The following is a 21193-nucleotide window of genomic DNA, read 5'->3' as shown; positions in this document are numbered from 1 at the left end:
AATGGCTGGCTTCAACGACGATCTGACCGCTGACGAACAGGCCGCGCTCGACAAGTGGTCGACGACGGATCAGACGCTGCCCCCGCCGGACGAGCAAGAAGGCGCGCCGGCAGCGCCCGCCCCCGCGCCGGCGCCCGCTGCGCCGGAACCTGCCCCAGCGCCCGCCGCACCGACGCCCACAGAGCCCGCGCCCGGTGAGCCGGCTCCGGCCGCACCCGCGCCTGCAGCTCCTGCGGAGCAGACCGAGGACGAGCGATTTGCCGCGTGGCAGGCTCAGCACGCCGGCAAGACCCCCGAGGAGCTCGCGCGGCTGGCGTTTCAGCAGACGCAGCGCGCCAGCGGCGCGGAGGCGCGCGCCCGTACCGCGAACCAGTCGCTGCAACAGATCAACGATCGTGTTGCGAGCGCAACCGAACGCGCCCGCCTCGCGCGGCAGCAGATCGCGGACCGCCAGAAGCAGTTCGACGAGCAGCTGCAGTCCGACCCGGATGCAGCGACGAAGGCGCTGCGTGCGGAGCGAGACGCCGCCGACCTCGCGGCGATCGACGCGGAGGAACACGGCGCGCGCGTGGATGCCGCGATCGGCCTCGCATCGACGGCATTTCCGGATTTCGAGACGCGCGCGCCGGCGGTTTACGGGTTCGGCGGCGAGATGGGTTATTCGAAGGAGGAGCTCGCCGGGATCAGCGACGGCCGCGATCTGGTCGTCCTGACCATGGCAGAGGGAATGGCGCGGCTGATGAAGGCCGGCCTCGTCGATGCCCGTACGATGCAGCTGGCATCCGCACCGCCGCCCGTCGCCACCACGCCGACCGATCCGCGCCTGACCGCGCCGACGCCTGTCGCCACCCTGTCCTCGACGCCCGCGCGGCCGGCGACGACCAGCGCGGCGCCGGTCAAGCAGGCGACGGATTTGCTGAACATGTCGGACGCCGACTTCGCGAAATTGCCACCCGCCGAACTCGATGCGCTGATGAAGCAACTCGAGGGATAGGCTCAACAGTTCGGCCGGGTGTCAGTGGACGGCCTGGTCGAGGATAGGAGCGCACTGCCAATGCCGAACACGAGAAAGACCGGGACGAGGACCGCCCCGAAGCCGCAGACCCAAGAGAAGCCCGCCGTGGCCACGCCGACGCCCGAGCCCGCACCCGCGACGCCCGAGCCGACGCTGGCACCGGTGGCCAATCCGACGTCCTTGTTCGATGACGCGCAGCCCGAGCCACCCGTGGCCGAGCAGCCGACCATCGATCCCGCGGCCTCCAGCGAACCCTCCGTCGAAGATCGCCCGGAGGGGATCGACGACGTGAAGGAGGAAACTCCCGCTGCCCCGGTGCCCGTGATCCCGGAGATGCATCCGAACGACGTTGCGCCTGTCGCCTCGCCGCCGGCTGCTGATCCGGTTCACGAGCAATCATCCGTCGCACCCACCGAGGTTCGGCTCGGACAGGTCATTGGCCTGCTTCACCGTATGCCTCTGGGTGATGTGCTGTCCTACGCGGATACCTTCGCGGAAAAGATCGAGGCGATGACATTCACCGCAGCGGTCCAGGATTTGCAGTCGCGGATGCGTGTGTCCGAAGGGCGGTGCGCTCCTGTCTATTTCACGATGAACGACGACTTCGAACCCGAGCACCTGATCGCCGGCGATGATGCGCTTTCCGCTGCGAAAGCCATTGGCCTCAAGCAGGTCTACGTGGTACTCCTTTACCCGGAAGACGCGGGGGCGGTTCAATCCTATCTGGCCGGCAAGGCCGGGACGGCCTCCCCATCGACCGAGGACGAAGATCTCGTATGGCGCTCGCAAGGCTACCACGCGGATAATTGACCCGTCTCGCCGGCGTAACCGGCAGCGGCCCCGCCCGGCCTCAAGGGTAGCGGCAGGCACCCCGCCTCATGGGTGCAAACGGATCGCCCACGCACGGGCAGCGGCAAGTCCAGCCTGACGGACGGCAGCTTTCGTTTGCAATCCCATGATGCGGCCGGGGGGCCGCCGGGTCGGGGGGCCCGCTATCATGTCCACCACCACGTTCACCACCAATTCCGCGCTCGCCGTCAAGCTGTGGGCGCGCAAGACGTTCTCGGACGCCGTGAAGACCACGCTGTACGGCAAGCTCGTCGGCGACAGCGACACCGCGATCGTTCAGCGCAAGGACGAACTCTCGAAGGGCGAAGGCGACCGCGTCCGGTTCCGCCTGCGCACGCTCGAGGAAGGCGACGGCGGCGCCGAAGAGGATCAGACCCTCGAAGGCAACGAAGACGGCCTCGACTTCACCTATTTCGACATGACGCTCGGCGAGCGCCGCAAGGCGTTCAAGGTCGACCTCAACCTGTCGGAGCAGCGGACGATGATCGACGTCCGCGCCGAGGCGAAGGACGCGATCGAGGAATGGACCCAGGTCTACCTCGACACCACGTTCCTCGAATATCTGTCGGGCGCCGGCTACGCCGCCAACGGGGGTTCGAAGTACCACAAGCTCAACGGCAACCTGGGCGGCAATCCGATCCTGGCGCCGTCGAGCGATCGCCTCGTGTTCGGCGGCACCGGCAACACGTCGGCCGCCACCGTGACCGTCGGCGATACGATGACGCTCGCCGTCGTCGACAAGCTCGTCGAGCAGGCCAAGCGCAACTCGCCGACGATGCGCAAGGCGTCGTTCGACGGCAAGCGCCTGTGGGTCCTGATCCTGTCGCCGGAGCAGGTCACTTCGATCCGCACCAACACCTCGGCTGGCCAGTGGCTCGATATCACCAAGGCCCAGCTGCAGGGCGGTGGCAAGAACCTGTTCGAGGGCGAGATGATCGGCATCTACCGCGATGTCATGTTCGTCGAGAGCACCCGGACGTTCACCTATCTGGGCGGCGCCGGCGGCAACGTTCGCATCCACCGCGCGCTGTTCTGCGGCGCGCAGGCGGCGGTCACCTCGAGCGGCGGCAAGACGGACGGTTGGGGCCGAATGAAGCTCGCCGAGCGGACGTTCGACTATGGCAAGCGTTACGCCGTGGCCGCGACGTTCATCTGGGGCCTCGCAAAGACCCGCTTTCAAGGCCAGTCGGACTTCGGCGTCATCGCCGTCGACACCGCCGCGAAGGCCGCCGTCTAATCCGGAACGTGGACGGCGAGCTTCTCGCCGTCCGCGACCGGCGGGTCCGACCCGTCAAATCGCAGTCCTGGGGGACATAGAATGGCTACCATCACTTCCATCGCGATCGCCGCTCGCAACGTCCGCAGCCTCGACACCGGGGTATATTCGATCGACGGCAAGCCGGCGCTTCCGGCCGTGGCGGCAGGCGATCGCATCGTCCTGTTCACCGCGCCGCACGCCATGCGCCTTACGTCCGCGCACCTTCGGCAGACCGCCGGGATGGGTGCGAGCGCGACGCTCAAGCTGCAGAAGAACAGCGCCAGCACCTATACGGACCTGACCGCCTCGACCACCGCCGCGACCGCCGGCGTCGTCAACAGCGCGGGTCTGCTCCCGATCGACCTCGCCGCCGGCGACACGGTCGAAGTGCTCGTCTCCGGCGGCGCCAGCGCTGCCGGCGTCATCGAGTACGACATCCTCGCCCGTCACGCGTAAGCGCGACTGGCCGGGGGGCGCGGGGCGTGTCGATCTACATCGGGGGACCGGACCGGCTCAGCTGGGAAGGTGCGCGGGCCAAGGTTCGGGGGGACCTTTGGCGGCCGGGCAATTCGTTGCCTGACGATGTTGTAGATCGCGCGCTCCACGCTTCCGTCCTCGACATCGAGGGCGAATGCAAATGGACGTGGCTCGAGGAGTTGACGGCGATCGTCACCCTCGACGAGGACGCCGAATTCATCGACCTGCCCCCGACGATCGGGCGCGTGTCGTCGGTCGCGGTGCGGCGGGATGCCTTCCTCGACGGACTGGACGAGGTGACACTGGCAGCGGTCCGCGCCAACCTCTCGCCGGACATCGGCGATCCTTCCCGCTGGGCCATGGCGAACGGCCGGATCGCGATCGACAGCCGCGCCCAGGCCGGCACCATATTCGAGATCATCGTCTCGTCGACCACGCCGGAGGTGCTCGAGGATGCCCTCGCCTCGCCGGCCGTCACCCTACAGCTGCAACAGCAGGCGGTGATCGCGAACGCCTGCCACCACGTCGCGCTGAGTTTTATGAAGAACGCCGACGAAGCCGCCCGGCAGCGCGCAATCTACGAGCGGATCGTCGAGCGCCTGCTCAATGTCGAAGCCGAGAAACACGGCGGCATGATCCAAGCGGACACCTGGGGGATGGGCTGTGGCCGATAGCACGACACCGAACCTCGCGCTGACGAAGATGCAGCCGGGGACGCACCGCGACGATTGGGGCGCGGTTGCAAACGAGAACCTCGACAAGATCGACACGGCAGTGAAGGCGGCGAAGGATCGCGCGGACGGCGCGCTTCCGAAGGTCGGCGGAACAGTGACCGGAGAAATTCTGCGCGACGGCCAAGGCGCCGTGCTTCACTGGTCGGACGACGCCATGGATCACGGCACCGCCTTCCTCGTCCCGAGCACCGGCACCGATCCCACGGGCCAGCCCGGTGACATCTGGTTCGGCTATACGCCGTGACCACCAAGGCGCGCGATGCGACCGGCACGGTCCGGACCATCGACGTCGTGAAGGTACGCGGAGCCGATGGCGTCCTGCGGACGATCGACTTCATCCGTGTTCGGGGGACCGATAACGTCCTGCGCGAAGTCTTCACGGCCGCGGGCGGCGGCGGTGGCGGTGGCGGTGGCGGTGGATCGAACCCGACATACATCTCGCCGGGTAGCAGCGACACCTATGGAAAGACGTCATCGCGCACCGCCTATTTCACCGCCTATTCGAGCGGCGCCACACCGTCAGTCTACGCATGGGGTCTGCTCGACGGCAACGGAAACGTCGTGTCGGGAGGCACCACCTCGACCGCACAGCTGCGTGTGTATTCGCCCGGCTCGGGTGAGGATGGATACGCCACTTTCTATTGCGACATGACGGTCGATGGCGTGGTCTATCGCGCCACCTGCACGATGAGCCACATTTTCACCGCCTCGGGTTCAGCGAGCTTCTGATGGCGTTCGATCAGAGCGAGCTCGCGTTCCAAGCGGGAATATTCTCGAACCGATCGCGCCGCGCATCGAAGCAGCGGTGGGTCGATGGTGACCTTGTGCGGTTCCGCGACGGCGTTCCGGCGCAGATCGGGGGCTGGCAGAGGCTGACGACCACCGGCGACCAGATCACGGGCGCGGCGCGCGGGATCATAACGTTCCGGCCCAGCCAGACGGGGCGATACGCGGCGATCGGCACGAGCGCGGGCGCGTTCCTGTACGATGGGGACGGCATCACGGCGATCACGCCGACTGGCTTCCAGCCTGGGCTAGGCGGAAGCGTGATCGGCGATGGATGGGGCGCCGGCCGATATGGCGCGGAAGCGTACGGCACGCCTCGCACGGACGGCGGCAACCTGATCGACGCGAGCAACTGGACGTTCGACCTGTTCGGCGAGACGCTGATCGGCTGCTTCTCGTCCGACGGCATCATCTACGAATTCACCGTCGGCGAGGACACCGTTCTACGCCCGGTCACCGGCGCGCCTCGCGCGAGCGCGATCTGCGTCTCGGACGAGCGTCACGTCATTGCGTTCGGCGCCGACGGGGTTCCGGGTCGTGTTGCATGGTCCGATCGTGAGAACCGCTCGGTGTGGGACCCGCTCGCGACCAACCGCGCGGGCAGCTATGACGTGCAGGCGAGCTCACCGTTCCAGTGCGGCCACCGTTGCAGGGGAGCGATCCTCGGCTGGACGCAAAGCGAGGTGTTCGAGTTCGCGCCACTGAACAACGCGCTGGTCTACGATCGCGAAAAGATCGCGACGAAGGCGGGGGCCGCGGGGCCGCAGGCGGTGGTCGTCGTCACCGATCAGACCGGCGAGAGTGCCTATTGGATCGGTCGCGACAACTTCTTCATCTACGAGGGATACGTCCGCGTCCTCGACTGCGATCTGCACGATTACGTCTTCAACGACATCAACCTGCAGCAGTCCGCCCGCTTTCACACGCGGCTCAATGGCGGGTTCGACGAGGTGTGGTTCTGGTATTGCTCGGCGGCGTCGGAGGAAGTCGACCGGGCTGTCGTGTTCAACTTCAAGCTCGGCATCTGGTCGAAGGCCAGTATCGCCCGTCTGTGCTGGGCCGATCGCGGGATTTTCGACACCCCGATCGCCGTCGATGCCGCCGGCGCGCTATGGGCGCATGAGGTGGGCGACACGGCGAATGGAACGGCGATGCCGTCGTTCGTCCTGTCGCACCCCATCACGATCGGCGTGGGCCAGCAGTTCGCCGACGTGGATCAGTTCTGGCCCGACATGCAGGAGGGCAGCGCCCCCTGCAGCGTATCGTTCATCTGCCGGGACGCACCCGGCGGCGCGGCCTATACCGTCGGGCCGACGATGTTCGCGATCGGCGACGAGATCGTCCCGCTCAACATCTCCACCCGCGAGTTGCAGCTGAGGATCGGTGGCGCCGGCGGCCGGTGGGAGCTCGGCCTGCCTCTAATTTCCATGCAGGGGGGATCGCTGAGATGAGCCGGCTGCAGGGATCGAGCTTCGGTGTTCAGAACGAGGCGCAGGACTCGAACAACCGCCTGCGCCAGCGCTTGGACGAAGGCGACCGCGCGCGCAGCCGAGCCAAGCGCGAGGATGTCGTGATCGAGGACCCGCGTCGCTTGTTCCTCCGCTCGCCGAACGGGACCTATTTCGGGATCACCGTGTCGGATGCCGGCGTCCTGACCGCCACGAACATGGGGTCGAACCCGCTATGAGCGTCGATGCGCTTTTCCCGCTCGATTACGATCAGCGCCGCGCCGCCTGGCCCGAGCTCCGGCCGCGTCTCGCCGCGCTGGTTGAGCGCACCGGCGAACCGTGGATGCCGGAGGACGTGTTCCATCTGACGACGATGGGACAGGCAACGCTCTGGGCCACGCCGGACCTCGGCTGCTTCATCGTCACCCAGATCGACGAACAGCCGTGGGGCCGATCGCTTGTCGTCTGGATCGCTTCTGAGGTGACGGATGCCCGCGCCTTGGAGTATATGGATCAGGTTCGTTCGATCGCCCGCGATGCCGGCTGCGATCGGGTGACCTTCACGAGCCCCCGCCGTGGATGGATGCGCGCCCTGCCTGGGGTGGCGGTTCGGTACGAATATTCGTTCGAAGCGGGGGAATAGCGGTGAGCGGCGGCAAGAAGACCACCACGAGCAGCAACCAGAACACGGCAACGACCACCACGTTGCCGGAGTGGATGACGACTGCGGGTCAGCAGAATTACGGACAGGCCGCGGCCTATGTGAACGGGCCGGACGCGGTGTGGACGCCGGAGAAAGCCGCCGCCTACGCCAATCCATGGCAGCAGCAGGTGATCGACCGCACGAAGGCCGGCATGGTCAAGGACAACCAGGTCGAGCTCGGCGATATGAACGATCGCGTCCAGGCGGCGAAGGCGTTCGGCGGCACTCGCCACGCCGTGGTCGAGGGACAGGTACGGAACGACCAGGCCGACCGGCTGCTCGATTACGAAGCGGGCGCCAACGCTTCAGGCTATGACGCCGCGCGTGCAGCGTTCGAGGCGGATCGCGCGGCGAAGCTGTCGGGCTATGGCACGCTGACGCAAATCCTGCAGGGCACCCCGCGCAACGTCAGCACCACCGGTACGTCCACCGGCACATCCACCCAGAAGCAATCGGGCTCGTTCCTCGATACGCTCCTTGGAACCGCCCTCGGCGGCGCATCAGTCGCTGGCGGCCTCGGCTGGAAGCCCTTCGCATGATCGCCTCTCGTCAAAGCCGCTTCGCGCCGCCCTCCACCTTCTCGACGCCACCGATCTACAATCCCAATGAGGCGCTTGCGCAGTCGGCGATCACTTCTCCTGCAGAGATGGATGCGCAGCGCACCGGCCTTGCCACCGGCATCGCCAACTCGCGCAATCCCAACGTTTGGGATCGTATCGGCGGAGTGTTGCAACAGCCAGGTATGTCCGGCGCTCTTCTCCGTGCAGCAGGAGCCGCTTTCAACGGGGGCGGGCTGGGAGGGGCGATTGCCGCCGGCTCCGGTTACATGGACGACCAGAAGGCGATCGACGCCCGCGCGCAGCAGCAGGCGTTCAACAACGACCTTGCGACCGGCGAGGCAGACCTCGCGCGCCTTCGGCAGCAGCAGGCGAACGATCTGGGCTGGGCGGGTGTCGCGAACCAAGCGACCGCGATCGACGAAACGGGCCGCCACAACCGCGCCGGCGAGATGATCGACGCAAACGGCCAGCGTATCCAGTTGCACGGGATCGACACACAGGCGGCGACGACGCAGCGCGGGCAGAACCTCGACTATGACATCGCAGGCCGCCGGATCGTCCAGGACGATACGAACAGCCAGCGGTCGTACGGGGCCAATATCTACGGGACCAACGTCGGGTATATGGCGGACGCAGCGCGGACGGCAGCGGCCGGCATCGGCTCAAAGGCCTCGGCGATCCCTTACACGGAGACGAAGACCAAGACGCCCGCCCGTAATCCGTGGTTCGGTGCCGCGACGCCCGCGACGGAGACGACCACGCACGTCCCCATGGTCGTCGCGCCATCTGCCGCCGCGGCGCCGGCGAGTGCCGTCGCGGCCCTCAAGGCGAACCCGAACCTGCGCGGGCAGTTCGAGGCGAAATATGGGGCCGGCTCCGCCGCGCAGTATCTCGGGGGCCGCTGATGGCCTCCAATTTCTTCGACCGGTTCGACATTGCGCCGGATGCTGACCTGACCACGCCGCAGGGCGGGATGGATCAGCCGCGCACCCGCGCGGAGCTCGATCGCGCAGCACCGAAGCCCGCGCCGACGCCGGCGATGGGTTCGAATTATTTCGACCGGTTCGACCAAGCCGGCGCGATTTCCACCCCAGCACCATCGCCCTCGCTGTGGGATCGCCTGCCATCGACGCAGGAGGTCGGGCGCCAGTTGAAGATGGGCGTCGGCCACGTCGTCGACGGCGCGGGCGCGGCGCTGGGGTTCTTCGCCAACCCGGTGAACACGGTGGCGAACGCGGTGCTGCCCGGCGATCCATTCTCGACGCGGGTCGGGGAAGGATGGAGCGAGCAGCTGGGCTTGCCGCAGCCGCAGAACCGAACCGAGCGCTTGGTCAAGGACACGGCAGTCGCCGGCGCGGGCGGGCTGTTCACCGCCGGCGGCGCGGAGGCGGGCATTCTCGCGACGAAGGCGCCGGGCATCGCGGGCTCGTTCATGCGGTTTCTGGCCGAGGCTCCGGTGGTCAACACGGTGGCGGGCGCATCGGGCGGCCTGTCGCAGGGCGCGGCGCGCGAGGCGGGCTATGGCGAGGTCGGGCAGACGGTCGCGGCGCTGGCCGGCGGGCTCGCAGGTGGCGTTGCCGCTGCGCGGCTTGGCCGCCCGCGCGCTCCGGGCATGCCGCCCGAGGAGCTCGTCGACGGTGCCCTCGACGGCGAAATCCTGCCGCCGCAGCCCGGCGGCCTCCCGTCGACCATGGGACAGCGCCCGGCGTTCTGGGGCAGCGAGCCCGAGCCGATTATCATCGATCAACCGGGGATCGGGATGGAGCCCTCGCGCGCCCTCCCCGCGCCACCACCGCGCATCGCAGGACCGGACCCGCGCCTGCCCGCGCCGCCCCCTCAGATCGAGGACCTGCGCGGCGACTTCGCGCAGCCCGCGAACAGCAACCGTCCTGCGCCCGGTGGCCGGGCGAACCCGATCGAGACGCCCGACGTCATCACGCCCCAGGCAGACCCGGCCGAGATGGCGAACATCGGCAGCGCGATCGAGCGCATCCGCGCCGTGCTGTCGGGTGACCCGTCTGTTCGCGCGGACCTGCTCACCCGCACCGCGCCGCCCCGTGGCCCCGCTGACGTGTGGTCGCGCCTGGGCGCACGCCCCGACATCGCCAACGACCTCGACCTGCCGGCGGTACCGTCGCGCCCGTTGATGCTCGACACGCCCGGCGTTGTCCCTCCTGCTGCTGGGATCGGCTCCCGGTCGCGCATGGTCGACATCACGCGCAGCACGGAAAGCGGTGGCCGCCGGTTCGCCGCCGATGGTTCGGTCCTGACCAGCCCCAAGGGCGCGCGTGGTGAAATGCAGGTGATGCCGGCGACCGCCCGCGATCCCGGCTATGGCGTCCGCCCCTCGAACGGCTCCCTCGACGACGACGCGCGTGTCGGCCGCGACCTCCTCGCCGCCTACACCGACCATTTCGGCGGGGATCCCGCAAAGGGCTGGGCCGCGTACAACGGTGGCGTCGGGAGGGTCGAACGCCAGATCGCGCAGCATGGCGACGCATGGCTCGAGCACATGCCGGCCGAAACGCAGGCGTATGTCGCGAAGAACATGAAGGCGCTGGGCGGGGCAGCGCCGGTCAGCGCGCCCGAGGGTCCAAGTATCAGCCCCGAGGTTCCGAGTAGCGCCCGCGCTACCGCGGAGGTGCCCTCACAGGTGCCCACTGATGGCACCGTCGCCCGCGCGATCGACGAGATGCAGCCGCCGGTTGCGCGCGATCCCGTGCAGGTGCAGGATCGCGTCGATGCCGCCGATCCATTTCCTTCCGCTGCCCGAACTGTCACAGCCGATGAGCGCGTTGGATTGGGCGGAGGAGGAGTACGGGAAACTACTTCCGTCGTTGGACGAGATGCTGGCGGACAACCTGCGCTTCTCTCAGTTGCTCAAGAGCCTGCAGCCGGGCGGGGCCTGCCTGACGACGTTCGAGGACGGGAAGCTGCAGCACCGGCCGATCCCGCCGGAAGAACTGCTGCTGCCCGCGCCCGAGCGCCCGAAGACGCCCTAACCTTCCTCGCCAAGCGCGGCGGCCTGCGCGACGACGAGGGCCACGCGCTGCGCACCCGGTCGCGCGGGCAGGGCGGCGGCAGTCGTGACATCCCGCAGTTCGCGCCGGGTGGCGGTCACCTGTTCCGCAAGGCTGGGATGTCGATCGATGACGCGGGCGAGCTCCTGCACGAGGCGGGCTATTTCCCGGAGCGTCCGACAACGTCCGAGGTGCTCGACATGCTCGACCGGTCCGTGGTCGATCGCCAGTACCGCCCGGAGGATATGCCCGCGATCGAGGCCGCGCGCGCCGAACGCGAGAACGACCTGTGGCTCGAGCAGACGCACGACGAGCTCCAAGACGTGGCGGCGCAGCACAGCACGACGATCGGCGACCACGAGCTCGAGGGCATGCGCAGGTTCATGGCCGAGGGCCGGACGGCGGACGACGCGTTCACCGCTTACCACGAGCACGAGCTCGCCATTGCGTCGAACCATTCGGCGAGCGATACCGCCGACACGTTCTATGATGCGCCGGAGCAGGCGGGGGGATCGGGCTTTGAACCAGTACCGGCAGAAGCTGATCGAGCAGTCGCAGGCGGCGCTGAACGACCCGCGCGTATCGGAGGAGACCAAGGAGCGGATACGCCGGTCCCTGCCGGTGGTGGAGCGCGCCCACAAGGACGGGAAGCCGAGTTCGATCGACTTCCCGGAGAGCAATCCGACGCCTTCGGGCAGCGACCCGGCGACCAGCGCCGCGCCCTCGAGCGCGCCGGCGAAGGACGACAGCGCAGCAACGTAGGGCAGAAGCCGCCGGGCAGCGACGGCGGCCTGTTCGACGATAACGCAGGGCGGCAGCAGGACCTGCTGACCTTCCCACCTTCGGACCCAGCGCCCGGAGCTCCGAAGGTTGACCGCGCAAAGATGACGCCGGCCGAGCGGGCACGGCTGATCCGTGAGGGCAAATGGGACGGCGCGGGCGGAGACGCCGGCTTCATCACTGCCGACATGCTGCTCGCCCCGTTCCGCGCGGCCGGCAAGCTGCTGTTCGACCCCGAGTTCCTCAAGGGCGACGCCCAGGCGGCAATCGCTGCGATCGCGCGCGGGATGAAAAATCCGAAGGCGGTGATGACCGGCACGGCGGACCGGCTGCGTGCGTTCGGCGAAGTCACCGCCTACAGCACCGACAGCGCCATCCGATCGATCTCCGACCGGTTCAATTCGCCGACGCTCGCGAAGATGGCGGACCTGTTCCACGCCGAGGCAGGCGTCACAGATAAGACCACGACGCGGACGTTCGGCGAGGCGGTCACCGGCAACACCGGCCGGTTCATGTCGCAGCTGGATGAGGCGTTGAAGCCGTTCCGCGGCAACGATCCCGCGATGGGCCGCATTCGCGACCTGCTGACAACGCCCACCACGTCGGTGCGGGCGGCAGCGTCCGAGCGCGCCGCCGCAGCGAAAATCCGCGACCTGCTCAACGACGTGTTGGAATATCGGCGCGATGCCGGCGAGGCGATCGGCGAGGTGAAGGACGGGTATTTCCCGCGCCAGATGCGGCAGGACCGCGTGTTCGCTGACCCGACCAAGTTCCTGCAGGCGGCCGAGCGTGCGTACCGCGACATCGGCGCACCCGACCCCGCCAAGGCGGCGCAAGCGTACCTGCAGCGGAACATCGACGGGCATCTCGGGATCGAGGATGGCGTCGGTGCCGGGGCGCCAGGCGCGAGCAGCGCGAAGGCGCGCGAGTTCGGGAAGGCGGCCGACGCCCACCTGCGCGACTTCTACGACACGAACCCGCTGTCGGCCCTGACCAGCCATATCTCCGGCGCGGTGAAGCGCGCGGAGGAGACGCGGCGGTTCGGGATCAAGGGGCGCGAGAACAGCCCCGAGCGCCTGGCGTGGAAGCAGCAGCACGGCGACCAGACACAGTGGGCGGTGATGAAGGCCGCGATCCAGGACGAGCTTCGCGCGAACGGGGAACGATCGCCGGGCCTGATGGATCGGATCGAGGCCCTCCGGACCAACAGCTTGGGGAAAGCGCGCATGGGGTCCCCGCGCGTCGGAGCGGCGGTGTCGGTCGTCCATGCGTGGAACCAGCTGTCGACGCTCGCCCGTGCTATGATCGCATCGATCCCCGAAATCTCGATGGGGTTCGTGCGCGGTGGCCCCCGTTACGGTGTGCCGCACATGGTGACGACGATGACGGAGGTCGGTCGCCTGATCCGCAGGGCGCCACCGTCCGACGCTGCGCGCTACGCCGAGGCGGTTGGTGCGATCGGATCAGAGAACGCGTTGCACCTTCTGCGCGCGCGCGCAGATGATCCGACGGCAAACGCGGCAACGGGCAAGATCCTCGACCAGTTCTATCGCAAGAACGGCCTCGAGGCGTGGACGCGCGCGGGGCGTACCGCTGCCGTCAAAACGGCGCAGCGGTTCGTCGACGTGCTCGCCCACGACATCGAGAGCACGAACGCCCGCGTCAGCAATCGCGCGGCGGGATACCTGCGTGAGCTCGGCATCTCGGACCCGAAGGGGTTCGCCGCCGCGATCCGCGCGAACACCCCCTCCCCCGCCGATCTGCTCGGCGATACCGGCCACGCCGCTGAATATGCGACCGCGCTGCTGCGGTTCGCGAACCAGACCGTGCTGATGCCAACGCGATCCGTGAAGCCGTCGTGGGCGTCGCATCCGATCGGGTCGTTTATTATGGCCCTGCAAAGCTACAGTTACGCGTTCAAGAAGAACGTCCTTGATCGCGTCGGACGCGAGACGATGGGCGCGGTGAAGGAGCGCGACCCGGCAAAGCTCGCAGCGGCGTCCGGCTTGGTGGTGCTGACCGGGACGACGGCGTTGGTGCAGGGCTTGCGCCACGTAATCTTCGGCTCGCCCGTGAATTCCGATCAGGACACGCCGCTGCATTATGCGCTCGAGACGATGGATCGCACCGGCCTGTTCGGCGCCGCCTCGCCGCTGTTCAACGCCTTCAACGGACTGAAATACCAGCGGGGCCTGGGCGAAAGCCTGCAAGGATCGGTGCTGGGCCGCGTCTCGCAAGGCGTGACGGGATTGGCGGCGCCGCTCGTGAACGACAATCCAGATACCGATGCCGCCGAGCGCAAAGCTGCGGGAGCATTCTACGATCTCGTGGTAAACCCAGCAGAGAGCGCGATCGGCGCATCGGTGCTGCGCGGGGCGGCCGGAAGCGCCGTGATCCTAGGTCACGGCGTTCGGAATGACGATGGGCTGCTGCCTGCTGACCGGTCGACTTTCGTGGATGCTGTTGGCGGCGCGGACCCGAACGAAGAGTGACGCTGGAAGGGCGAGCGCGCGTCTGCTATTGAGATGGTCCCCCCGAAGCTGGCCGGCTTCTGCCGATTGATCGTGGGGATTTTCATGAAGCGATATAACGAGAAGGTGCTCAGCGATGCGACGGGCCTGCCAGTGCAGCGCGCGTCGATCCTGGTCACGCTCGCGGGTACCTCCGAGGTTGCGGCAATCTTCGGAGCGAACGACCCCAACAGTGACCCTGCAGACAATCCGATCCTGACCGACGACGTTGGCCGCTTCGGCTTCTACGCGCCGAACGGTGTTTACGACCTCAAGATGACGTATGGGAACCGGTCGATTTTTGTCCCGGCGGTCGAGATTTTCGACCTGCCGACCATCAACGAACGATTGGGGAACCTCGATGCGAGTGTCGCAGAGGCTGCAGCGCAAGCCGAAGCGGCGGACGCTTCGGCCGGAGAGGCGGCCGGATTTGCCCAATCCGCCAAAGCGCAACGTGATCGTGTCGAAGCGATCGCCAACACCGGTGTCGGCCGGGCACTCGAGACATGGGCTGCACTGGCCGCGATCGTTGGCACAGCTGGCGATGGCGCTATCGTTCTCGAAGCGGATGGCGGCTCCCACCACGATCCGGTGAAAGACCCGACCGGTACCGGCGCCCAAGTTCCCAATGCCGGCGTCTATAGCTACGTCGGCGGCAATCCATCGGGCTGGACCCGTATCGCCAACTTGGCACTGATCGACGTCGAGATGGCGGTGGAGCAGGCGCAGGAAGCGCGCGACGAAACGCAGCAGCTGTTGGCCAACACGGCGGACATTCTGCCGCGCAAGACAGGCGTCGAAGCGAACGGAGGCAAAATCCTTCGCGTGCTTTGGGGCATCCGCGAACTTGGCTCGTGGCTTCCGGGCGTGGGGATGATGTTCAATCGGCTCATGTTGAAGGCCGCCGAAACCCGCCTGGATGACAGCCCCCTCGTTCCTCTCCTGCGCGATCGGATCGCGCGCCCGACCGGACCCGAAGTTGCCACTCTGCAGCGTCTCGTCGTTGGGTCCAGGCTGCTGTACGACGTGACGATCGCGCGCGGCCTTTACCCGCGACGCATGACGATCCCCGCATCCGCGCGGATGGATGACGATCTGACGCTGACCTTGCGCGACCGCCTAGGCGGTTCGTCCGGTGGCGGTGTTTCCGGTCCCGATATCTGCTGCGCTGGCGACAGTCTGACGCTCGGCGCCGGTGACGAAAACGGCCGGTCATATCCGGAATATCTGGCCGACCTGACCGGGCGCACCGTTCGCAATTTGGGCATCGGAGGAGAGACGTCCGCCACGATCGCCGGACGCATGGGGGCAGACCCGTTTGTCGTGACCGTTGCCGGCGGTCAAATTCCGACTAGCGGACCTGTCAATGTGTCGCTGTCCACTGCCGACGGCGCTGCGGTTCAGCCGCTGATCCAAGGGGGGAACAGCGGGATCAACCCCTGCAAGTTGGCTGGTGTGGTCGGCGTCCTGGGGCCGGCGGCGCCAAACTCGCCTGGCGTGCAATACACGTTCACGCGATCGGCACCTGGCGCCGCAGTGCCTGTGCCGTACCCGCTCCCGCTTATCACCGATGCTTTCGAGTCCAGGCTCGGCGACATCATGATCATGTTCTGGGGGCAGAACGACGCCACGAACGACGCCACTGCGATCATCGCTCGGCAACGCCACCTGATCGAGGAGCTACGCCGCGCGAATAAGCGGTGGCTCGTATTGGGTTTGACGACGGGTGGCGCATCGTACCGCGCACCGATGGAGGCCGCATTCTTGGCTGCGTTCGGACGCAGGTTTGTGAACCTGCGGGCTTACCTTTCATCGCCCGCCGCGCTGGCTCGGGAAGGCATCACGCCCACGCAGGACGACCTCGACGCAATGGCAATCGGCAATGTGCCGCCATCTATTCGGGTCGATCCCACGCACGGCAACTCACACTTTTATAAGCTGATCGCCTACCTCGTTAACCAACGCCTGACAGAACTGGAGTGGCTTTAAATGGCTATCGGTCTTGATATCGTAGTTCCGTCCGCAGTCGATCCCGACCCGACACTGCCATATGCTTCGAGCATCGACGCAAGGATCAATCCTGGATCGCTGATGCTGGTCGAACCGACGCATTCGCAGGGGGCGTGGCCCGACGGTATCGGCGCCGGGTCCAAGCCGAATGTCGCTTGGCAGTCGGCCGCAGCCTTGATCGGAGGCGGACAGACGGCAGCATCTCTTGCTGCGCAGTTTTCTTATGATCCGCTTGACCCGACCAAGATCGCGTTCCAGCGGACGTCGCGCGGGGCGCTTCATGCGATCTTGTCCGCAAGCGGGCGCGGCGGGAAAACCGGGGGTGTCACTCTGCCACCTCCGATGACGGCATGGATCGCCGCTAATCCGACCCGCGGGAAGGTCTACTTCGTCTGGCAGGTTGTAACTCGCGCAGCTCCCAGCGCCGCAAATACCGTGGATGTTTTCATCGGCAACTATGGCAGCGCCGCGAGCAACTATCTCATCGCCGGGGCATCTCAGAACGTGTTGGGCCCACAGCGCAGTGTGTTCTATGCGCCGACCGGCTGGACAGGTAGCCCAAGCTCGGAGCCGACGCTGAACGCGGGCGGGTTCTTCTTCGGAAACTCGCCGCCCTATGGCGGTCTGAACGACATGAATGGCCGATCGACCGTGTTCTATAGCGAACATCTCGTCGATATTCCTGCTTCCGGCTTATCGTTTGCCCAGCTTGACGCGATCGACCAAGTCGCATTCACGGAGGCATTCGGACCGGGCGGCCGGTTCTACCAGGACGGCTGGAACACCCCGGCGTCGGTCATCAACAGCTAAAGGAAGACCGCGCCAGCAGGGGGAATGCTGGCGCGGCCGGGGGGGTGCTGCTATAACGGCGTCACTCCCCCCATGTTCCCGCCTGCTCGGCGGATTGTCGGGGGTTGAGCGTGGGTACAGACATCATCAATGGCTTGATCGGCGTGATCCCCGGCGGGGGCATCGCGACGCTGGCCGTCTGGTTCGCGCTCCGGAAAGACGCGCAATGCACGGCGCTCATGAAGCAGATGGCGGACCTTGCGACCGCGCAGGCCGTTTCCACCTCTGAGGTGAAGGGGGTCCTCGACCGCATCCTTGATGCGGTCCGAACCGGAGCAAGGAACTGACCATGTTCGCACGTCTCGCCCGCGCCTTCCGACCCTTGGATACGACCGCCGTCGACGCGGCGATCGCCGACGCCAACGCCCAGCACCGCGCCGTCACCGTTCGCGCGCGGGCGTTGCGGATGAGCATCAGCTGCGACGGCGCGGCCGACGCGATCGGCGGCATGGCCACCCGCGTGGCTGATGGCGCGGGCTATCTTCTGCGGCAGGTCCATGCTGCGCCAACCATGGAGCCAGTCCCCCCGGCGATGCTCCGTCTGCTCGACAGGCTGTAGCCACACCAAGGGGGGAATATGGAGCCGAAATGGATGAAGCCCGCGCGCGCCGAGGTTGGTACGCGCGAGGTGAAGGGCGCGAAGGACAACCCGCGGATCATCGCGTACCGCGCGGCCGATCGCTGCTCCTGGATGAAGGGCAGCGAAGAGGCGGTGCCGTGGTGCGCCATCTTCGTGAACGCGATGCTCGAAGGCGTCGGGGTAAAGGGCACCGCGTCGCCGGCGGCAAAATCGTTCTGCTCGAGCACGCTGTTCCAGCTGCTGCCGAAGCCGGCCTTGGGCGCGATCGCCGTCATCGAGCGGGTGCCGGCGCATCCCTCGCTCGGCCATGTCGGGCTTTGCGTCGGCGCCGATAAGGATTTCGTGTGGCTGCTGGGCGGCAACCAGGGCGACGCGGTGAATGTCGCGCGGTTCGCGCGGTCGCGCGTAAAGGGCTTCTACTGGCCGGTGAGCCAGGGGATGCCGGCCGCGTGTGGGGACTTCCGCTGCGATGTTGCGGCGGTTGATGGGGGGAAGGTCGTATGAACAGCCTGTTGAAGAGCCTCGGATCGATCGTCGGCGCACTGCTGATCCAGGCGGCGGCGACCGCCGCGCAGTCGAAGCTGGACAAGCTCACGAAGCCGAAATCACCCGGCTGACCGGTTAGACATTAACCATCGGACGCGGCGGGTTTCCGTTGCTCAATCGAGGCGGGTTAGACACGCTAAGTGGATGTCCCGCCTCGTTTGTTGCTGCCCCCTCAGCTCCACCACCACCCCGCCAGCCCGAATGACCGGCTCCCAACCCGTGCGCCACGCGTTACAGCGGGCCATGGCCAACGATCCGATTCCCGCCGCGACCCTCGTCATTCTGCGCGACCGTGCGGGCCATCGGCCCGAGCTGCTGATGGTCGAGCGTGCCAAGGCGATGGCGTTCGCCGGCGGCGCGATGGTGTTTCCGGGCGGGCGGATCGATCCCGGCGACCATGCGCTCGCCGCGACGCTGGATGCCGGGCCGGACGCGCCGGCGCGGATCGCGGCGATCCGCGAGACGATCGAGGAGGCGGGTCTTGCGATCGGCCTCGATCCGGCGCCCGCACCCGACCGACTGGCGGCGATGCGCGCGCGGTTGCACGCAGGCGATGCCTTCGCCGCGATCCTCGCCGACGAGGGCATCGCGCTCAACCTCGACCGGTTGGTGCCGTTCGCGCGCTGGCTGCCCGACCATCCGGGTATGCGGATCTTCGATACCCTGTTCTTCCTCGCCCGCGCGCCCGACGGCGAGGCGAGCGTCGATGCGACCGAGACCGTGGCGCTGACCTGGACCACCGCCGCCGACCTGCTCGCCGAGGCCGACGCAGGCCGCGCGACGATTATCTATCCGACGCGCCGCAACCTCGAACGCCTCGCGCTGTTCGCCGATTACGAGGCCGCGGTGGCGCAGGCGGCGGCGCATCCGATCCGGGCGATCACGCCCTTCTACGACGACCGCGGCGGCGTCGCGCATCTCTGCATTCCCGACGACCTCGGCTATCCGGTCAGCGCCGAACCCGTCACTGCGGCGGTGCGCGGCTGATGCGCGCGCTGCGCCGGACGATCGGCTTGCTGTTCGCGGCTGCGCTGATCGCCGCCGCGGCGATGTTGCTCTGGGCCTGGGCGAGGGGCCGGCCGCAGGACATGCCGTGGACGCCGCTCGACCTCGGTGCGCCGATCGGCCTGTCGACGGGCCGCAAGCTGACCGCGCTGACCGGGAATTTCGCGCTGTGCCGTGCGAAACTCGACGCCGCTGGAGTCCGTTATACCGCGCTGCCGCCGCGCGACGGCGGGGGCGGTTGCGGCTATGACGACGCCGTGCGCTTCGGCGAGGGCGGCGCGCGGGGAATCGCGTTCCATCCGGCGGGCCTCGGCATCGCCTGCCCGGTCGCGGCGGCGCTGGCGATGTGGGAATGGGACGTTGTGCAACCCGCGGCGCAGCGGCATTTCGGCGACCGAGTGGCGTCGATCGACCATTTCGGCAGCTATTCGTGCCGCCGCATCTACGGCCGCGACGCCGGGACGATGAGCGAGCATGCCACCGCCGACGCGGTCGACATCGCCGGGTTCCGGCTGGCGGACGGGACGCGGATCACGGTGGTCGGCGACTGGCGGGGCGACGGCGCCAAGGCCGCGTTCCTGCGCGAGGTGCGCGACGGCGCCTGCCGGTTGTTCAGCACGACGCTGTCGCCCGATTACAATGCGGCGCATCGCGATCACCTGCACCTCGACCAGGCGAACCGCGGCGCGATGGGGTGGCGGGCGTGCCGGTAGCGTGGCCGGCAGCCGTTTCGGTACGCGGCCTCCATCCCTCCGTTCGTGCTGAGCTTGTCGAAGTACGATGAGTCTCAATGCCCTTCGACAGGCTCAGGGCGAACGGCGGGGTGACGGCCGCGTCAATGCGGTAGCGCCGCCGATCCGGTGTCGACCTTCTCCACCCAGTGCGGGAAGAACGCCGGCTGGCGGTTCGACCAGCCCGATGCGGTCGCCGCCGCCTCGCTGATCGACTGGAGCAGCTTGCGGCGCAGCTCCGGGTGGAGGTGCGGCAGCGCCGCCGCGGCACAGAAGGCGCTCGGCAGCCACGGCCGCGCCTCGGCGCCGATCAGCCGTTCGTAGAGGAAGCGGAACGCCGAAAAGCTGGTCAGCCGCCCCTGCCCCAGATCGAAGCCGACCAGCGTGACGAGCGGCGCGAGGAACGGTTCGACCGCGGCGAGATCGGCGTCGTCGGGGACGAGCTGGCGCAGATGCGGCAGCGCGCGGTACAGTCGCGCCTGCGCGCGGATGCTCGCCGCCTCGACCACGTCGCGCGACCAGCGCGTCATCGCGTCATCGCGGTCCAGCCCGATGTCGAGACTGCGCCGGATGTAGCGCTGCGTCGCCGCCGGAAAGCCTGCGAATTCCTTCATCTCGGCCAGCGTCATCGCGCCCTCGACCGGTCTCTTGACAGCCATGCTCGTTACCCCGCCCCGCCAGTGAACATCGTCCGACTATGCGCCAAGATGGTTAACAGCCAGCTTAACGGCTTCGTCTCGCGACGGTCATCAAAGCATCACGAAAGCTGCTGCACCGCAACATGCTTTGCGACGAGCGCGGCTCGGCTCGTCGCAAACGGGGGTGCGTGCGGGGTTAGCGCAACAATCTGAGGCGGACGCCGGGTGCCCCAAGTCACCCGTCATCAAGTCAGTTGTTGTGTGGTGGGAGGGCATCGCGGATGCGTGCGTTGGCGATGGTGATGATCTTACGCATGAGGGCGGCGATGGCGAGGCGCTTGGGTTTGCCGTTGGCGAGGAGGGTCCGATAGAAGTCGCCGAGGGGATTTTTGCCTCGGGCGGCGGCCATGGCGGCGACGAAGAGGGCGGGTTTGATCTGGCGGCGTCCGCCGGCGAGGCGGCGGTGCGGTGTGTTCCTGCCGCTGTCCCTGGGATGGGGTGCGCAGCCGGCGAGGCTGGCGGCCTGGCGTCGGTCGAGGGTGCCGAGCTCGGGCATGATGGCGAGCAGCATGGGGGCGAGGACGGGTCCGATGCCGGGGACCGAGCGCAAGGCGGTCTGCCGTCGGGCGAGATCGGGGGTGCGGGCGACGAGGTCGGCGATACGGGCCTCGAGCGCGGCGATGCGACGGGCGAG

Annotated in this window: 22 protein-coding genes; 20 read left to right on the top strand and 2 right to left on the bottom strand. The window is 67.6% G+C overall.

Annotated features, from left to right (window positions below; translation table 11 throughout):
• The first annotated feature begins 1 nt into the window (after position 1).
• The 20 genes from M9979_RS12165 (at position 2) to M9979_RS12070 (ending at position 19843) form a co-directional block, all read left to right on the top strand.
• Positions 2–994 (top strand): hypothetical protein, encoded by a 993-nt coding sequence (locus M9979_RS12165; protein ID WP_254289626.1) that lies wholly within the window; start codon positions 2–4, stop codon positions 992–994.
• 126 nt (positions 995–1120) lie between these two features.
• Positions 1121–1825 carry a hypothetical protein gene (locus M9979_RS12160; protein WP_254289625.1) on the top strand — a complete coding sequence of 235 codons (705 nt, stop codon included), beginning with the start codon at positions 1121–1123 and terminating at the stop codon, positions 1823–1825.
• 187 nt (positions 1826–2012) lie between these two features.
• Positions 2013–3101, top strand: coding sequence for a N4-gp56 family major capsid protein (locus M9979_RS12155; protein ID WP_254289624.1), 1089 nt, complete (start codon positions 2013–2015; stop codon positions 3099–3101).
• A gap of 81 nt (positions 3102–3182) precedes the next feature.
• On the top strand, positions 3183–3578 hold the full coding sequence (locus M9979_RS12150) for a hypothetical protein (RefSeq protein WP_254289623.1): 396 nt from the start codon (positions 3183–3185) through the stop codon (positions 3576–3578).
• 26 nt (positions 3579–3604) lie between these two features.
• Positions 3605–4273, top strand: coding sequence for a phage adaptor protein (locus M9979_RS12145; RefSeq protein ID WP_254289622.1), 669 nt, complete (start codon positions 3605–3607; stop codon positions 4271–4273).
• The gene (locus tag M9979_RS12140; RefSeq protein WP_254289621.1) at positions 4263–4577 is read left to right on the top strand and encodes a hypothetical protein; all 315 of its coding nucleotides are present in this window, start codon (positions 4263–4265) and stop codon (positions 4575–4577) included. The genes M9979_RS12145 and M9979_RS12140 overlap by 11 nt, the downstream gene beginning before the upstream one ends.
• A complete protein-coding gene (locus M9979_RS12135) occupies positions 4574–5062 on the top strand; it encodes a hypothetical protein (RefSeq protein WP_254289620.1) in 489 nt (162 codons plus the stop codon). Before M9979_RS12140 ends, M9979_RS12135 begins: the two co-directional genes overlap by 4 nt.
• A gap of 95 nt (positions 5063–5157) precedes the next feature.
• Positions 5158–6570 (top strand): hypothetical protein, encoded by a 1413-nt coding sequence (locus M9979_RS12130; RefSeq protein WP_254289619.1) that lies wholly within the window; start codon positions 5158–5160, stop codon positions 6568–6570.
• Positions 6567–6806, top strand: coding sequence for a hypothetical protein (locus M9979_RS12125; protein ID WP_254289618.1), 240 nt, complete (start codon positions 6567–6569; stop codon positions 6804–6806). The genes M9979_RS12130 and M9979_RS12125 overlap by 4 nt, the downstream gene beginning before the upstream one ends.
• Positions 6803–7210 carry a hypothetical protein gene (locus M9979_RS12120; protein ID WP_254289617.1) on the top strand — a complete coding sequence of 136 codons (408 nt, stop codon included), beginning with the start codon at positions 6803–6805 and terminating at the stop codon, positions 7208–7210. The genes M9979_RS12125 and M9979_RS12120 overlap by 4 nt, the downstream gene beginning before the upstream one ends.
• A 2-nt stretch (positions 7211–7212) precedes the next feature.
• Positions 7213–7809, top strand: a complete 597-nt coding sequence (locus M9979_RS12115; protein WP_254289616.1) for a hypothetical protein — start codon at positions 7213–7215, stop codon at positions 7807–7809.
• Positions 7810–7916: 107 nt separating this feature from the next.
• Entirely contained in the window at positions 7917–8735 is an 819-nt protein-coding gene (locus tag M9979_RS12110; RefSeq protein ID WP_254289615.1) for a hypothetical protein, read from the top strand.
• Complete coding sequence (locus M9979_RS12105) at positions 8735–14122, top strand: transglycosylase SLT domain-containing protein (protein ID WP_254289614.1); 5388 nt, start codon at positions 8735–8737, stop codon at positions 14120–14122. Before M9979_RS12110 ends, M9979_RS12105 begins: the two co-directional genes overlap by 1 nt.
• Positions 14123–14206: 84 nt before the next feature.
• Positions 14207–16129 (top strand): SGNH/GDSL hydrolase family protein, encoded by a 1923-nt coding sequence (locus M9979_RS12100; protein WP_254289613.1) that lies wholly within the window; start codon positions 14207–14209, stop codon positions 16127–16129.
• Entirely contained in the window at positions 16130–16960 is an 831-nt protein-coding gene (locus M9979_RS12095) for a hypothetical protein (protein WP_254289612.1), read from the top strand.
• A gap of 110 nt (positions 16961–17070) precedes the next feature.
• A complete protein-coding gene (locus M9979_RS12090; protein WP_254289611.1) occupies positions 17071–17286 on the top strand; it encodes a hypothetical protein in 216 nt (71 codons plus the stop codon).
• A 2-nt stretch (positions 17287–17288) separates the two neighbouring features.
• Entirely contained in the window at positions 17289–17558 is a 270-nt protein-coding gene (locus M9979_RS12085; protein WP_254289610.1) for a hypothetical protein, read from the top strand.
• Between the two features lie 18 nt (positions 17559–17576).
• Entirely contained in the window at positions 17577–18083 is a 507-nt protein-coding gene (locus M9979_RS12080; RefSeq protein ID WP_254289609.1) for a TIGR02594 family protein, read from the top strand.
• Between the two features lie 285 nt (positions 18084–18368).
• A complete protein-coding gene (locus M9979_RS12075; protein ID WP_254289608.1) occupies positions 18369–19112 on the top strand; it encodes an NUDIX hydrolase in 744 nt (247 codons plus the stop codon).
• Positions 19112–19843 carry an extensin-like domain-containing protein gene (locus tag M9979_RS12070; RefSeq protein WP_422922026.1) on the top strand — a complete coding sequence of 244 codons (732 nt, stop codon included), beginning with the start codon at positions 19112–19114 and terminating at the stop codon, positions 19841–19843. Before M9979_RS12075 ends, M9979_RS12070 begins: the two co-directional genes overlap by 1 nt.
• A gap of 122 nt (positions 19844–19965) precedes the next feature.
• Here M9979_RS12070 and M9979_RS12065 read toward each other — a convergent pair whose 3' ends face one another.
• Together M9979_RS12065 and M9979_RS12060 are read right to left on the bottom strand one after the other, a co-directional pair.
• Positions 19966–20520 carry a transcription elongation factor Spt5 gene (locus M9979_RS12065; RefSeq protein ID WP_254289607.1) on the bottom strand — a complete coding sequence of 185 codons (555 nt, stop codon included), beginning with the start codon at positions 20518–20520 and terminating at the stop codon, positions 19966–19968.
• A gap of 229 nt (positions 20521–20749) precedes the next feature.
• Positions 20750–21193: transposase (locus tag M9979_RS12060; protein ID WP_254289606.1), on the bottom strand; the 444-nt coding region annotated here is incomplete at its 5' end.

The organism is Sphingomonas liriopis (genome assembly GCF_024211255.1).
Taxonomy (GTDB): Bacteria; Pseudomonadota; Alphaproteobacteria; order Sphingomonadales; family Sphingomonadaceae; genus Sphingomonas; species Sphingomonas liriopis.
The sequence above is the reverse complement of the archived record's forward strand: the minus strand, read 5'-3'. Positions and strand labels throughout refer to the sequence as shown.

Bases quoted from the DNA above. Each gene is read 5' to 3' on its own strand.
- M9979_RS12080 (WP_254289609.1), top strand. From the start codon at position 17,577: ATGGAGCCGAAATGGATGAAGCCCGCGCGCGCCGAGGTTGGTACGCGC.
- M9979_RS12085 (WP_254289610.1), top strand. From the start codon at position 17,289: ATGTTCGCACGTCTCGCCCGCGCCTTCCGACCCTTGGATACGACCGCC.
- M9979_RS12070 (WP_422922026.1), top strand. From the start codon at position 19,112: ATGCGCGCGCTGCGCCGGACGATCGGCTTGCTGTTCGCGGCTGCGCTG.
- M9979_RS12095 (WP_254289612.1), top strand. From the start codon at position 16,130: ATGGCTATCGGTCTTGATATCGTAGTTCCGTCCGCAGTCGATCCCGAC.
- M9979_RS12075 (WP_254289608.1), top strand. From the start codon at position 18,369: ATGGCCAACGATCCGATTCCCGCCGCGACCCTCGTCATTCTGCGCGAC.
- M9979_RS12105 (WP_254289614.1), top strand. From the start codon at position 8,735: ATGGCCTCCAATTTCTTCGACCGGTTCGACATTGCGCCGGATGCTGAC.
- M9979_RS12110 (WP_254289615.1), top strand. From the start codon at position 7,917: ATGGATGCGCAGCGCACCGGCCTTGCCACCGGCATCGCCAACTCGCGC.
- M9979_RS12120 (WP_254289617.1), top strand. From the start codon at position 6,803: ATGAGCGTCGATGCGCTTTTCCCGCTCGATTACGATCAGCGCCGCGCC.
- M9979_RS12125 (WP_254289618.1), top strand. From the start codon at position 6,567: ATGAGCCGGCTGCAGGGATCGAGCTTCGGTGTTCAGAACGAGGCGCAG.
- M9979_RS12100 (WP_254289613.1), top strand. From the start codon at position 14,207: ATGAAGCGATATAACGAGAAGGTGCTCAGCGATGCGACGGGCCTGCCA.
- M9979_RS12165 (WP_254289626.1), top strand. From the start codon at position 2: ATGGCTGGCTTCAACGACGATCTGACCGCTGACGAACAGGCCGCGCTC.
- M9979_RS12150 (WP_254289623.1), top strand. From the start codon at position 3,183: ATGGCTACCATCACTTCCATCGCGATCGCCGCTCGCAACGTCCGCAGC.
- M9979_RS12155 (WP_254289624.1), top strand. From the start codon at position 2,013: ATGTCCACCACCACGTTCACCACCAATTCCGCGCTCGCCGTCAAGCTG.
- M9979_RS12065 (WP_254289607.1), bottom strand. From the start codon at position 20,520: ATGGCTGTCAAGAGACCGGTCGAGGGCGCGATGACGCTGGCCGAGATG.